We start from the raw sequence: 13,546 nt of genomic DNA, 5'->3' as shown, positions 1-13,546 counted from the left end.
TCCTTCCTTCTCTTGCAGAATTTTCTCGTTATTTCTGGTACTATTGTAGAGCACGATTGGCATTGTTACAAGCGCCATTTTCCGTTACAATAGGCATACCAATTTCAACGAGGTCGCCAACGATATGGAACAGAAAAACGCAACCAGCACCCTCCTGATGATTTCGCTGGATGAGCGCGACCCACGCCCGCTCTATCGCCAGCTCTATGATGCTATTCGCCATGCAATTCTCACCGGTGAACTGACGACGGGAGCCCGGCTTCCTGCTACCCGTGAATTAGCACTGGGACTGGGAATCTCTCGTTCCACGGTAATGAACGCCTTTGAACAGCTCCTGCATGAGGGCTACATCTACGGGCGCATCGGAAGCGGAACCTACGTGGCTTCAACCCTGCCAGATGAGCTGCTACAAACTGATCAGCCCAAGTCGGCATCACCTCGCCCCCCAGAGGGACAGGGCAGTCTTTCTCGGCGCGGTCAGCACCTGGCAACAGCCTATGTTGCTCCACAGGCGCAGACCAATTGGGATCAGATCACGATACAGCCCTTTCGTTATGGTATTCCAGACTTTCATCTCTTTCCCTTCACTCTCTGGGGAAAGCTGATCAACCGCCACCTGCGCCGCCCACCAATACATCTACTTGGCTATACTGATCCCGCTGGCTACAAGCCGCTTCGAGAGCAGATCGCCCACTACTTACGAACCGCACGAGGTGTTCATTGTGAAACTGAACAGGTATTGATTGTCTCGGGTTCACAGCAGGCCATCTATCTCACAGCCCATCTGCTCCTTGATCCCGGTGATACCGTGTGGATCGAAGAACCCTGTTATCTCGGAACGCGGGGTGCTCTTCAGGGTGCAGGTGTGCGGCTTGCCCCGATTCCGGTTGATGAGGAAGGTATGAATGTCTCTCTTGGTATTGAACACAGCCCACAAGCCCGGCTTGCCTATGTTACCCCTTCCCATCAATTCCCCCTGGGCACAACACTGAGCCTGACCCGCCGCCTGGCACTGCTGCAATGGGCGCAACAGACCGGAGCCTGGATCATTGAGGATGACTATGACAGCGAGTTTCGTTATACCGGGCGTCCACTCTCCTCGCTTCAGGGGCTCGATGCCGCAGGCCGGGTGATCTATGTGGGCACGATGAGCAAGGTGTTGTTCCCCGGGCTGCGACTTGGCTATATTGTCGTGCCGCCTCATCTGGTCGATTCCTTCACTACGGCCCGTGCATTAATTGATAGGCATCCCCCACTGCTTGAACAACTGGTACTGACTGACTTTATCGAGCAGGAACATTTTGCTCGTCACATTCGTCGGATGCGGCAGGTCTATGCCGAACGCCAGTACTGCATGCTTGAGGCAAGTAAACGTGAGCTCGCAGGACTCCTTACCCTGCAATACGCTGAGACCGGCATGCATCTTGTTGGCAAACTGGAAGGAGGTTTGCAAGCACAGCAAGCGATGCAAGCCGCGGCCAGGCATGGCGTCCTGACCCAGAACATGGCGAGCTATTTTCTGACTCCGACCGATCTTCAGGCCCTGCTGATCGGCTATACCGCATTCAACGAACAGGAGATTCTCGACGGAGTCAGACAACTGGCACGTGCACTCACCTCGCTCACAAAGCGGGGCTAGTCGACCTCGTCCTTGAGAGCCTTCGCCAGACAGTTCATCACTTCCAGCAGCAGAGCGGGTAAATCCTCAAAGGAATAGGACATCAGCACCCGCTCATCCCGCTGATGCACGCCATGTCCATAGACACCCCAATTAAACACGGGCAGGTTCAACTGTTGGATCTCGCGGAGCGGGAGCTGATACATACGCGGTGCCGATCGATCAGGAAGCGTCTTCTGCCAGGCAGGCATGTTTTCAATCAAGGCCTCAGGATCGCACTCCGGAGGCAAGCAGAGAAAACTGACATCAGAGAGATAGGGGAAATACGGGCGCAACTCCAGGTGCATTTCAGGATGAGCCGCAATCACCTGTTGAATCGCCCGGGAAAGCAGTCCCTCTGCCGCAGGAACATGGGGATAATAGGGAGGCGCGAAAAAGAGCACTATGGCCGGTCCCGTACGCCCGCTCAGCCGCCAGAGCCGTTGCACCAACCGTACACTGCGCTCCCGGCTATCCATCGCTGCCGGGCAGGACTCCCATTCCGCGACCAGTTCAGCGTTTAGATGGTCAGCACCTAGCCGCTGTTGCACCTCGGCAACAAGCTGGCTGTATGTGAGCACGCAACCGACCCGTTCGGGAGCCTTTGCCGTCACACCACTGCGCATAAGCCATGTATTCTCGGCATGCTCTATACGCTTCAAAAGCTCTTGCATCACAGCTTCGGCTCGCTGTCGAAGGGTGTTCATGACGGTGGCAGGGGTCGAGGTCAGCGTCAGGTAATTCAAATAGAAATAGGCGGTAAAGGGCAACTGAACATTGTAACCCGCCTTGAGATCAGTCGCGTGAAGCGTCACCGGGGGTGCCATAATCTCGCCCTGATCCTCCTCACAGAGCTGCACATTCATACTCAGATCGCGGATCAACTCGGCGGCCAGCACATTCGCATCCAGGCCCGCAAAGGGCGCTCCCACATGACCTTCTTCACCAATGCAAAAGAAACCTGGCAGCAGCTTCCCGACCGTCCCGGCATAGACACAGCGATGAGGGTCACCGGGATAACGTGCCGTGGTGTAATCGGTATTGATCACGCCAAGATACGTCAGCCCATAGCGCTGGCGTAACCGCTGCAAGAAGTGAACCGCCTGCAACACTCCGGCTGACTCGTTCTCTTCATCCGCGGTCGCCAGCATCAGGACCGAGAGCGGAGGCGGTGTCTCCTGTTGTGCCAGATACCGTATCAGAGCAAGAATGACCGCGACTCCGCTTTTCATATCAGCAGCTCCACGTCCGAACATCCAGCCCTCGGGGCTCTCCGTGTAGCCCAGTTCCCGGGCATGTTCAGCCAGTGCTGCCGGATTCCGTGCCAGAGGCTCAAGCGCGGCATAATCAGTGGTATCAACCGTGTCGAAGTGACCGAGAAGAACCAGCGTTGCGGGCGCAACCCCGCGCACAAAAGCATAGACATTGCAGCGCCCGAACGGATCTCCTTCAAGCGGATCGAGGCCGCTTTCAGTATAGGCAGAGGCCAGATCTTCCGCATGCAGCAGGCGTAGAATCTCATGGGCAACATCCACTTCACCGGCCCCCGGGCTCACGCTCCGAATCGCCACCAGACGCTCAGTATAGCTTTTCACCTTCTCAAACCACATAAAATATCCTCTCTTTTATTAGAAGAGAGGGAAAGCTTTCCCTCCCGACTTAATGGGCAATTGATTCCAGCGCACGTCCAGTACTGCGTGGTCCAAGCACGCCCACATCCAGGCAAACCAGCCCCATGATGAGCGCAGACCCGATAAAGACGGTACCCGGACCATACAATTTTAATGCAGGAAGTGCGATAAACGGTAAGACAGCCGTAGTAATGCGGCTCAGACTATAGGCAATGCCAACCGCGGTCCCCCGCATGCGCGTCGGAAAGATTTCCGCCTGATAGATATGAAACGCATTGGAGAAAAGATTACTGACCGCCGTCACCAGAAAACCTGAGACGACGATGATCGGGGCTGCGGTCGCAAAACCAAAGACCAGCCCAAAAATCGCGATCAGAGCCGCCGAAATAATGATGACAAACTTCCGCTCAAAGCGCTCGATTACTGGCACTGAAGCAAGCGAGCCAAGCGGATACCCCAGGAAAATCAGGCCGGTATACTGAAGCGTCTGCACTACATCAATTCCCTTTTCCTTCAACGCTAACGTTGCCAGCGAACCAAATCCATAATACCCGACCGTCTGCAAGATTTGAAAGATCCAGAGCATAACCGTACGCTGTGTATACTGACCACTAAAGATCTCAACAAAGGTAGCCTTCTTCTGCTCTTCAACAACGACCGGCACAGGCTCAGGCAAGCGATCCAACCCATGCTCACGCCTTATCTCCTCCTCAAGAACGGAGAGTGTCTTTTCCGCCTCGTTGAACCGATGACGGATCTCATACCAGCGGGGTGATTCTGGCAGCGAACGCCGTAGAAACCAGACAATTACTGCGCCCAGAGCACCAATAATGAGCAACCAGCGCCACCCGGGCAATGAGAGGAACTGCACTTTGACCAGCAGATTTCCAGCAAAACCGGCCAGCGGCACCCCCAGAAAACCAACGGTATAGCACCAGGCGGTATATTTGCCACGAGCATACCGGGGAATCATCTCTCCCATATAGATATCTGTCAGGGGCGGCTCGGCTCCCAGGCCAATGCCCGCAAGAAAGCGAAAGAGCACCAACCAGAGAAAGTCAGGTGCAAAGGCAGCCGCCAGCGAAAATACCGAATAGACCAGCAGATCCACCATATACATGGTACGGCGTCCGATATAGTCGGAGACAATTCCCATGGCACTCGCACCAATGAACATGCCGATAAAACCCGAACTAAGCAGTAAAGCCTGCTGTACCGTATCCAGGCGAAAAGCAGAGGTCAAAATAGCAGTCAGGACGCTCGCAAGGAAAATATCGTAGAGGTCAAAGAAGGTGCCAATTCCCAGCACAACTGTCAGGCGCCGATGCATTCGCGAGAGCGGCAGGCGATCCATACGAGCTGCAATCGTTACGCGTTTCTCTGCAACATCCATAGAAGCCACTTCCTTTCCGGCTTTCAGTGACGAAGAGATCAACTACACCGGGCGGATTCCGCAATATAAGTAATAGAAAAAGGTAAGAAAAAGGCGGGTGAAGAGAGAAGGTATCATCTCTGAAGACTCTACCGGATAAGGGGAAGTGTAGCATGAAGAAAGGGAGATTTTCAAGGTTTGCTTGCCACACTATTATACAAACGATTTATGCTGTAGAGCAGGCATTTCTACAGTCCATCCATAAAACTTGCGACCCCATTACTGTTTCTGCAACCTACTTGATCGTAAGAGCGGGCGGATTACAGCTTCTTTCTCCTCGGGACACAATGTGATTTCCTCGTGAAAAAGCCCCTGATTCTCAGTGAAGTTCAGGTATAACAATAGTAGGAGAATCGTTTTACCTGTGCCATGCATTCTCGCACTTATAGTTGCCCCTACACATAGCGCGCGAATGCTCAACAGCACCCTCGTAGGCCGTCTCTGTAGCAGTCCACCCGAAAAACGCTTGCAGCATTACAGAAAGGACCGGCCCGATGTCTCACTACGATGATTGAAAGCGCAGCGGTACCCGCGGCTCTAGCGGGTACCGTTTCTTTTACTGCTCATAACACCAGCATCTCAGTTGCCAGTCCTGACCCTCAACAGCCAGCGCAGCCGCATATTCCGGCGCTACATCCAGCGCGACCATTTGCCAGCGCGTGATATCCTGTGGTGGCTCCTCTCGCGAGGCCAGCAGTTGGGCTGGCTCTCCGGGACGCAGGGAGACATCAAAAGAACCAAGCGGCAGCGAGAGCCCCAGACCACGCGCCTTGATATAGGCTTCCTTGCGCGACCAGCAGTTATAGAACCCCTGTCGAACCAGTTCAGGAGGCAAGGAGCGCAAGGTTTCTTGCTCATGTGCCGAGAAGGAGTGAGCGGCTAGTGCAGCGAACTCGACATCGCGCATATATTCGATATCAACGCCCACAGCCCGTTCATGGGTGAATGAGAAAAGCGCCAGGTCTCGCGAATGGGAGATATTAAACTGAAGCGTAGAGCGAGGCTCGGCCAGAAACGGCTTGCCATATGATGTGTAGGAAAAGCGGATCGCCTCAGGTCTGCACAGAAGATAGTTCGCCAGCAACATGCGCAACAGCCCACGCGCCACCGTAAAGCAGACCCGGTCTTTCTCAAAGAAGAAGCGATCTGCTCGCTCGCGCTCATCAGGCGCAAGCACAGCGCGGAACGGCTGCACAAGCGGATCTTTTGCCGTTGCGGCAAGCGTGATACGGGCCTGCCAGACATGGACCTCGTCATGCGGCAGTCTCTCCAGCCCTCGTGACAGTTGCCAATTTTCAGCCATTGTCAGGTTTTCCAACCCCTTTTTTATCTAAAAGACCATGCGCGTAGCACGGCCTTGCTTCCATTTATGAGCGCTCCTGAAAGCGCGGCTTCCGCTTTTCCAGAAACGCCTGCATCCCTTCCTGTGCATCAGGCGTCTGTGAGGCCGCCGCCATCACCTCAATTGCATAGGAGTAAGCAAGCGGCTGTGGCATCTCAATCTGCGCATAGTATGCCTGCTTGCCCATCTCCTTCGAGAAAAAACTTCCCCGCGTCGCTGCCCCCAACAAACGAAGAGACTCTTCTTCCAGCTTCTCGGGCGGCACTACCCGATTGACCAGCCCCCATTCATAGGCCGTCTGAGCATCGATCGGGTCACCCGTCAGCAGCATTTCCAGCGCCCGCTTGCGTCCGATATTGCGGCTTAACGCCACCATTGGCGTGGTACAGAACCAGCCACCTTTTCCGCCCGGTGTCGCAAAAGAGGCTTCTGTAGAGGCAACTGCCAGATCACAGGTCGCCACAAGCTGACAGCCTGCGGCCGTCGCAATCGCATGCACTCGCGCCAGCACTGGCTGTGGGATCTCCTGAATGGTGTCCATCATGATGGTACAGGTCTTCAGCAGCTTGCGCATAAAGTCCAGATCAGCGCCAGCCATATCGGCGAAGTCATGCCCGGCACTGAACGCGGGTCCATTCGCGGCCAGTATCACGCCACGCGCCGAGCTATCACCAATCTCACGCAACGCCGCAGTTACTTCCTGCATACACTTGAGCGAGAGCGCATTGCGCCGCTTCGGGTTATTCAACGTCAGGGTTGCAAACGTATCGGAATACGTGACCTCAATACATTCATATACCATCGTCTCTTCTCCTTTGTAGCGCTTCGGTCAGGCCACACAGCAAAGACCCCCTTGAAAGAAGGAATTCTTCCCTTTTGCACTATATCCTACAAAAGGAGAGCAGCGCAATAGCGAAATGGCGGGGAAAGCCTCCCCGACCATCTCACAACTCGGTCAACTCATCGAGCAACCGATAATAGTCCAGCTTCTCCCGGTCAACCGACGAGATACCATACGTCTGGAAGAACTCAGGAAGCAGCGGCTCCGCCTCGGGAAAGTTGTAGAGCAAGCTGCGACAGGCCAGGGCCAGATCAAAGTAGCGATCAGCCACGCCTGCCTGAGCCAGATCAATAAAGCCACTGATGCGCCATGACTGGATCAGAATGTTTGGTAGACAATAATCACCATGCGTCAACACCGGATCCTCGGGCGGTTGCGTCTGAGCCAACCGCTCATAGAGCGCTCGTGCCTCCTCCGCACTCCGAAACGCCCACGAAGGCGCATCCGCGATTCGATTGCTATAGACATAGGAACGAGCCCGGCTCAACCGCTGTTCCAGCCGCATATCAAACGGACAATCCGCGATAGGAATGGCATGGATCTGGCGCAAACCCTCTGCCAGCAGGCGAACCAGTGCGGGTAAATCCGACAGAAACAAGCGATCACAACTGAGTTTGCCGGGAACCGTCGAGAGCAGCAGATATTCAAAGCGCTCATCCTGACCATAAAAGTGCACCTGCGGTACAGGCAGCCTTCCCTGTAGCCACTCAAGTCGTTCTTTTTCGGCTAGCAACTTGATTGCAGCGCTTTCTGGCGTCATCTTCAGGTAATAAGGGCCAATTTGAAAGACACGTGAAAGCGAGCAGCCGATCTCGTCTGCAATCATTCCAGCCGTCTTATATGGCTCTAGCAGCTCCTGTAATGTCTGCGGGAGTGCAGAAAATCCTTGCTGTTGTTCCATCTCAGCCACACATCTCCAGGTATTCAGAATAGTTGCCCGGGTAGACACGCACCTTGCGATCCGGACCGATCTCGACAATTCTGGTTGCTATCGTATCCAGAAAGTAGCGATCATGCGAGATCATCAGCACCGTACCCTCAAAATCAAGCAGCGCCTCTTCCAGGACCTCGGTAGAAGCAATATCAAGGTTGTTGGTTGGCTCATCCAGCAGCAGACAGTTCGCTTCTGTCAGCATCAAACGCGCAATCTGTAGCCGACTCTTCTCCCCACCACTCAGGCGCCCAATGGGTGTATGCACATCGTTGACCGAAAACAGGAAGCGATTCAAGAATGCAATTGCCTGCCCTTCAGTGAACTTCTTCAAACGGCGCACAAACTCCAGAGGTGTGCTCTCAAAGGGGAGCGTCTCCTGTTCCTGCGAATAGTAACCGGGAACGACACTGGCCCCAATTTTCACTGTCCCGCTGGCAGGTGGCAACATACCCATCATCGTTTTCATCAGCGTCGTTTTACCGCTGCCATTCGCCCCGATAATGCCAACCCGTTCCCCATAGAGAACGGTCAGATCAAAGGGCTGAAATAGCAGGGTGCCAGAGACCTCCTGACTGAGCCCCTGCACCTCCAGCACCTTCTTGCCGCTTCGCTCGCTCTCAAGCTGAATCTTGATCCGATCACGCTCCATAATTGGACGATCAACAGCGTCCTGTTTGAGCTGCTCAACCCGGCGCTCCATATAGCGTGCACGCGAAGCAAAGTCGCTATTGATCTTCGCCCATTGCTTCAGCCGATACATACTCTGCTTCAGACGCTTGATCTCGCGCTGCTGCAAGTTATGCATCTCCATTTGCTTTTGGAGCCGATTATCGCGCTCCAAAACATAGGCGCTATAGTTTCCGGCAAAAACCGTCACAGTGCCATCCTCAAGCTGGAAAATCTTGCGCACCGTCTTATCCAGCAGATGACGGTCATGTGAGATAAGCAGTACAGCACCGGGATAATCCCTGATATATTGTTCAAGCCATTCCTTCGCATGTAGATCAAGGTGATTATCGGGCTCATCAAGCAACAGCAGATCGGGCGCCTGGACCAGAATCCGCGCCAGATTGACTAATTTCTTCTCACCGCCGCTTAACGCGCTCATCGGCAGACTATGTTCATGTGGAGCAAAGCCAAGCCCGGTCAGAACAGCAGCCACTCGATGTTCAAGCGTATAACCTCCTAGTGCCTCATAGCGCTCCTGCAAGGTGCTGTACTCCTCAAGCACGCGTTCCATACGGTCAGCATCAGCGGCGACATCGGGATCAGACATCAATGCCTCTAACATCTGCATTCGCCCCGGAAGCTCCAGGAGCTCCGGAGAAAGTGCCGAGGCCGCCTCAAACACCGTCAGGTTCAACAGTGCCGGGTCTACCTCCTGCGAGAGATAGCCAATGGTCAGGTTCCGCTTGCGTGCAACCGTGCCAGAGGTTGGCTGCTCTTGCCCGGTGATCAGCTTGAACAGCGTGGATTTCCCGCTGCCGTTTTCACCCACCAGCCCGATGCGCTCTCCATCTATAATTTCAAGATCGATATCCCGAAAAACGGGATTTCCGCCAAAATCTTTTGTTACTTTTGCCAGGTTCACCAAAAGCATATATTCCTCCAAAGCAAAACATGGAAACATGAAAAACAGGGAAGAACCTGGAAACCGATATTCTGCCCATGCAGGCAGAGAGAGCGCCCAAAAGAGGGGAAACATGTATATTGGGATTCAGGAACAGAGGAGGAAAAGCAGTGCACGAAAAACCAACCCTGCCCAAAGAGGAGTTGTAGCAGGTACGATGGCTCGCATGACGCCACTTATCCGCCGCATAAGCAGAGCGTCTCCAGGCTTATGCGGCCAGACCATGCGACATATGTTTTGTGGGATGGTCGGCGAATAGAATGTAGTCTATCGCGGCTTCATAATCGCGGTTCATACAGATGAGCATACCATGAAATAGCCCTTCGAGTCAAGCAGACACAGCACCTTTCCCTCCTCTTAAATATGCCAGCACTCTTTCTGAAAGCTGTGCTCACAGAACGCACGAGTGCTTATTGACACGTATCCCGGGCACATGCTAGACTTTCAGCAACCGCTGCTTCGCAAAAACAGGAAAAAATCCTGTTGTGAACGCTCACTATGAGGGATGCCTTGCGCAGCAGCACTCGACGCAACAACGAAAGAATACGCAAACCACCTGGAAAGTTTAGAGCTATGCCGATTGAGCATCCACAATCTATCCGCACCATCTTTTTCGATGCAGGCTTTACGCTGTTACGCCCCACCCGCACGACTCCTGAAATCTGCCAGGAAGTAGCACAGCAACTGGGCTTGCATATTCACCTTGAACAGATTCAGGGACGAATGCGCGAGGCAGAGGGCTACTTTCTACAGCAACAGCGAGCGAATCGTCATACCTGGGCCAGTGAGCAAGCGATTCAGGCGTTCTGGGTCGATTACTATCAGAATTTGCTCCGTCCCTTTGTCGAGGAAGACGACGAAGAGCGGCTCCATCAACTTGCCTTTGAGATCACTCAGGAATTTGATAAGCACACCCACTGGGAACCATATTCCGATGTGCTTCCAACCCTGAACGCGCTTAAAGAGCGAGACTACACGATGGGAGTTATCTCAGATTGGGGGATCAGCCTGGGGCCAATCCTGCGCGAGCTGCGACTTATTCCCTACTTTGATTGTGTGCTCATCTCCGCAACGGCTCAGTACGCCAAACCATCACCGATGCTCTATCAAATGGCACTGGAACGAGCAGACGCTATTCCAGATTATACCGTCCATATCGGCGATACTTATGTACAGGACGTCCTGGGAGCCCGTTCGGCAGGTATAACACCCATTCTTCTCGATCGCCGGAAGCAGCTCAACGAGCAGTCTGTTGATTGTCTGCTGATCCATTCGCTCTTCGGCCTGCTTGATCTGCTAGAAATACCATATCAATCGGATGCGCTTACCCTCTAGGGTGCCACCTTCTGGAAACATCCCGCCCCACTCAGAGCGTGAAAGAGGGCAGAGAACACCTTACTGGCAGATCCTTTGGCTGACACGATCGAGGCTCGCCACCTGTATCATGCGCTGATAGCTATATGTTCAAGAAAGGAGGGCGGCACACCTGTCCCGGAGTTGTCCTGGCAAGAGCAACCGGGGCTGAGATGTCGCACAATCAATATGAACAATAATGGTCGCCTATCCAACCGTCTCCTCCTGGCAGGAGTTGCATTAGGTGTAACAACAGCGCTGACAGCAGTTACTGGATATGTCCGAAAAGAGATTCGTCGGCGGGGGTATCCTTCCTGGAATGAGTGTCGCTGTGACTTTAAAGAGAAACACAGCTTTTATCAGGTGTGGAACAGTAAGCATCAGCGGCAGGGAGAAACCATTGTCACCCACGAGTGGGGAACCTATCTGGTCGATCCGTCTCCCTGGATGCGCAGGTTTCTGCATTATGGCGCCCAGGTGCTGGCAACGCTGAATCCCCGGCATCGCTATGTAGAGCGGCTCACCCTTTCCCCCCAGGAAGCGCAACGTTTCGCCATGCTACTTCATACCGCCGCTGTGCCCACAAATGAGGAGACGCCTTCAACCAACGAGAGCGGAAAGCTGGTCTGGCGACGCGAGATCCTGCATGTGCCACGTCACTTCTTCGACACCTTCACCCGGCGACTCTACCCGGTTCCGGTACCACAGGAGAGAGAGCACGAGGCAACCGAGCTTCCGGTGCTCTGGGATGCACATGAAGATCTTCCCCTGACAACAGAAGGAACGTTGCTTGAAACGCCCATAGGCACCAGGATTGACTATATTGGCTGGACGCCTTCGCAGATTTCCTATTGCACAGCACGGCTGGGCCGAAAAGAATAACGGGACGCACTCTTATTGCGTCCCGCTTCTCTCGATTGACTAGCGAATCTCGCGAACGACCTCAACCCCATTGAGCCGCATATGATACAGGAAAATCAGATGCAGGAGATCGCCGTTATGGGGCAGGATACCAAGCTCCTTTGCGGTCTCAACTGGCGTATCGTATGTCTGAACCGCATTGGCGGGAACAATCACGCGGAGCTTGCGATTCGTGGCATTAGCATGCAGCTTTAAATGCATTGCCATCTGATAGATACAGAGATCGGTGCAGTCACCAACAATGACGGCAACTTCAAGCTCCCGATGCTCTTCCAGCCATTTGCCGAGCCCGGTTCCATGGAAAGCGTTCAAGGAGTTCTTGGGTATAATTGTGTAGAGCTCGGCGGCGGGGAGTTCCAACAGTTCTGGAATAGTCTGCGCCTCTACGGAACCAATCTGGCAGTGAGGAGGGAAATCCGCAAACTCAACCGCATCAGCGGGGTGATGATCCTCCGCCAGCACGAAATGACGCACTCCCAGCGCAAAGGCCCCCTTCACTGCCTCAACAACCTGCGGTACAATTGATTTGACACGCGGACTGGAAAGCGGTCCCTCATAGCAGAAGCCATTCAGCATATCCACGCTGAACAGGGCGACCTTTCCCTGTTGTGCCTCAAGCACGAAGTCATTCCATGCCAGCGAGGGCAGCTGCTTTTCCCAGGAAACCAATTCCTGCAAGAAAGGGATGGATTGCTCGATCACATTTTCTGGAAGCGTTGATTGTGTCATCTTTTCTGATCTCCTCAGTACCGGCTTATAGCTTATGCTCAGCTGCCGGGTTAAAACGGTACAGGCGTGCTGGTCGATGCGTTCCCTCCATCTTCCGCTCTCCAGTATCTTCCAGAATACCTGTTGCAAGAATTTTCTTGCGGAAATTTCGTTTGTCCATCTCTTTGTTCAGAATAATTTCGTAAACATGCTGCAATTCCCGCAGCGTGAACTGTTCAGGCAAAAGGCTAAAGGCAATCGTCGTATACTCCAGCTTGCCCCGCAGGCGTGATAGCGCATAATCAAGGATTTTGGCATGATCGAACGCCAGCGGTGGCAGATTATAGACCGAGAACCACCGCACGTCTGCTGCATCACTGGCCGCCTTCACGTGCAGACGTTCGGAGTCAAGTAGAGCAAAATAGACGACTGTAATCACGCGAGTACGAGGGTCTCGTCCGGGATCACCAAAGGTGTAGAGCTGTTCCAGATAAACGTTCTCAACGTTTGTCTCTTCCTGCAACTCTCGCTTTGCCGCATCCTCTAGAGACTCGTCCATATTGACGAAGCCTCCCGGAATTGCCCACATGCCCTCATACGGCCAGGAACGCCGTTTAACCAGCAAAACCTGTAGATCTTTCTGTCGCACGCTCATCATTACGACGTCTACAGTGACAGAGGGCCGCTCATATTTGTTCGGGTCATACCCATGCGCCTGCGCCTCTGTTTGCGGCTTCTTCGACGCTTCCCTGTTTTGCTGTTTGCTTGTTACTTCTTCCATCTACTCTCACAAGCTCTTTTCAATCTGAACTATGGTTTCTACCAACCAGAAGCGGTCGCTCTCTACCGCCTCGACACTTTTTGCCATTTCAAGTATAATAATAGCATTGCTGCCTCAGCAACTAATACCATCATTTTCCTGCCAGAGCGCCACTTAGTGTAATCATTACACTAATGATACTCTACCCAAACGGTACTGTCAAGTAGGCAAGAAAAAACAGCCTTCTCTCACCTCAATCACGAAATACGACCCCGATCACCCGGCCCAAAAGCTGGGAATGATTGTCCCCTCACAAGCACCTATGCTATACTGGCAC

The 13,546-nt window shown here is 53.5% G+C and carries 11 protein-coding genes; 3 read left to right on the top strand and 8 right to left on the bottom strand.

The window, feature by feature from the left end:
• Positions 1 to 124: 124 nt before the first annotated feature.
• Entirely contained in the window at positions 125 to 1,639 is a 1,515-nt protein-coding gene (gene pdxR / locus EI42_RS21155; RefSeq protein ID WP_211326288.1) for a MocR-like pyridoxine biosynthesis transcription factor PdxR, read from the top strand.
• Here pdxR and EI42_RS21150 read toward each other — a convergent pair.
• From EI42_RS21150 to EI42_RS21125, 6 genes are all read right to left on the bottom strand, one after another.
• Positions 1,636 to 3,267 (bottom strand): M20/M25/M40 family metallo-hydrolase, encoded by a 1,632-nt coding sequence (locus EI42_RS21150; RefSeq protein WP_111324633.1) that lies wholly within the window; start codon positions 3,265 to 3,267, stop codon positions 1,636 to 1,638. The two genes, pdxR and EI42_RS21150, sit on opposite strands and share 4 nt — an antisense overlap.
• A 49-nt stretch (positions 3,268 to 3,316) precedes the next feature.
• Positions 3,317 to 4,681 (bottom strand): MFS transporter, encoded by a 1,365-nt coding sequence (locus EI42_RS21145; protein ID WP_111324632.1) that lies wholly within the window; start codon positions 4,679 to 4,681, stop codon positions 3,317 to 3,319.
• A 595-nt stretch (positions 4,682 to 5,276) separates the two neighbouring features.
• Positions 5,277 to 6,023, bottom strand: a complete 747-nt coding sequence (locus tag EI42_RS21140; protein ID WP_111324631.1) for a 4'-phosphopantetheinyl transferase family protein — start codon at positions 6,021 to 6,023, stop codon at positions 5,277 to 5,279.
• Between the two features lie 64 nt (positions 6,024 to 6,087).
• Positions 6,088 to 6,864: an enoyl-CoA hydratase gene (locus tag EI42_RS21135; RefSeq protein WP_111324630.1), complete on the bottom strand. Its 777-nt coding sequence runs from the start codon at positions 6,862 to 6,864 to the stop codon at positions 6,088 to 6,090.
• Positions 6,865 to 7,006: 142 nt separating this feature from the next.
• Positions 7,007 to 7,804: an APH(3') family aminoglycoside O-phosphotransferase gene (locus EI42_RS21130; protein WP_111324629.1), complete on the bottom strand. Its 798-nt coding sequence runs from the start codon at positions 7,802 to 7,804 to the stop codon at positions 7,007 to 7,009.
• A 1-nt stretch (position 7,805) separates the two neighbouring features.
• Positions 7,806 to 9,437 carry an ABC-F family ATP-binding cassette domain-containing protein gene (locus tag EI42_RS21125; RefSeq protein WP_170142794.1) on the bottom strand — a complete coding sequence of 544 codons (1,632 nt, stop codon included), beginning with the start codon at positions 9,435 to 9,437 and terminating at the stop codon, positions 7,806 to 7,808.
• A 603-nt stretch (positions 9,438 to 10,040) separates the two neighbouring features.
• Here EI42_RS21125 and EI42_RS21115 point away from each other — a divergent pair.
• Both EI42_RS21115 and EI42_RS21110 read left to right on the top strand, forming a co-directional pair.
• On the top strand, positions 10,041 to 10,802 hold the full coding sequence (locus tag EI42_RS21115) for an HAD-IA family hydrolase (RefSeq protein WP_170142793.1): 762 nt from the start codon (positions 10,041 to 10,043) through the stop codon (positions 10,800 to 10,802).
• Between the two features lie 207 nt (positions 10,803 to 11,009).
• Positions 11,010 to 11,702 carry a hypothetical protein gene (locus EI42_RS21110; protein WP_137686195.1) on the top strand — a complete coding sequence of 231 codons (693 nt, stop codon included), beginning with the start codon at positions 11,010 to 11,012 and terminating at the stop codon, positions 11,700 to 11,702.
• A gap of 39 nt (positions 11,703 to 11,741) precedes the next feature.
• On the opposite strand, the gene EI42_RS21105 is transcribed toward EI42_RS21110, so the two are convergent.
• Together EI42_RS21105 and EI42_RS21100 are read right to left on the bottom strand one after the other, a co-directional pair.
• On the bottom strand, positions 11,742 to 12,470 hold the full coding sequence (locus tag EI42_RS21105) for a cysteine hydrolase family protein (protein WP_111324624.1): 729 nt from the start codon (positions 12,468 to 12,470) through the stop codon (positions 11,742 to 11,744).
• Positions 12,471 to 12,495: 25 nt separating this feature from the next.
• Positions 12,496 to 13,230, bottom strand: coding sequence for an NUDIX hydrolase (locus EI42_RS21100; protein WP_111324623.1), 735 nt, complete (start codon positions 13,228 to 13,230; stop codon positions 12,496 to 12,498).
• Positions 13,231 to 13,546: the final 316 nt, after the last annotated feature.

Origin of the sequence: Thermosporothrix hazakensis (assembly GCF_003253565.1) — a bacterium.
Taxonomy (GTDB): domain Bacteria; phylum Chloroflexota; class Ktedonobacteria; order Ktedonobacterales; family Ktedonobacteraceae; genus Thermosporothrix; species Thermosporothrix hazakensis.
The sequence above is the reverse complement of the archived record's forward strand: the minus strand, read 5'-3'. Positions and strand labels throughout refer to the sequence as shown.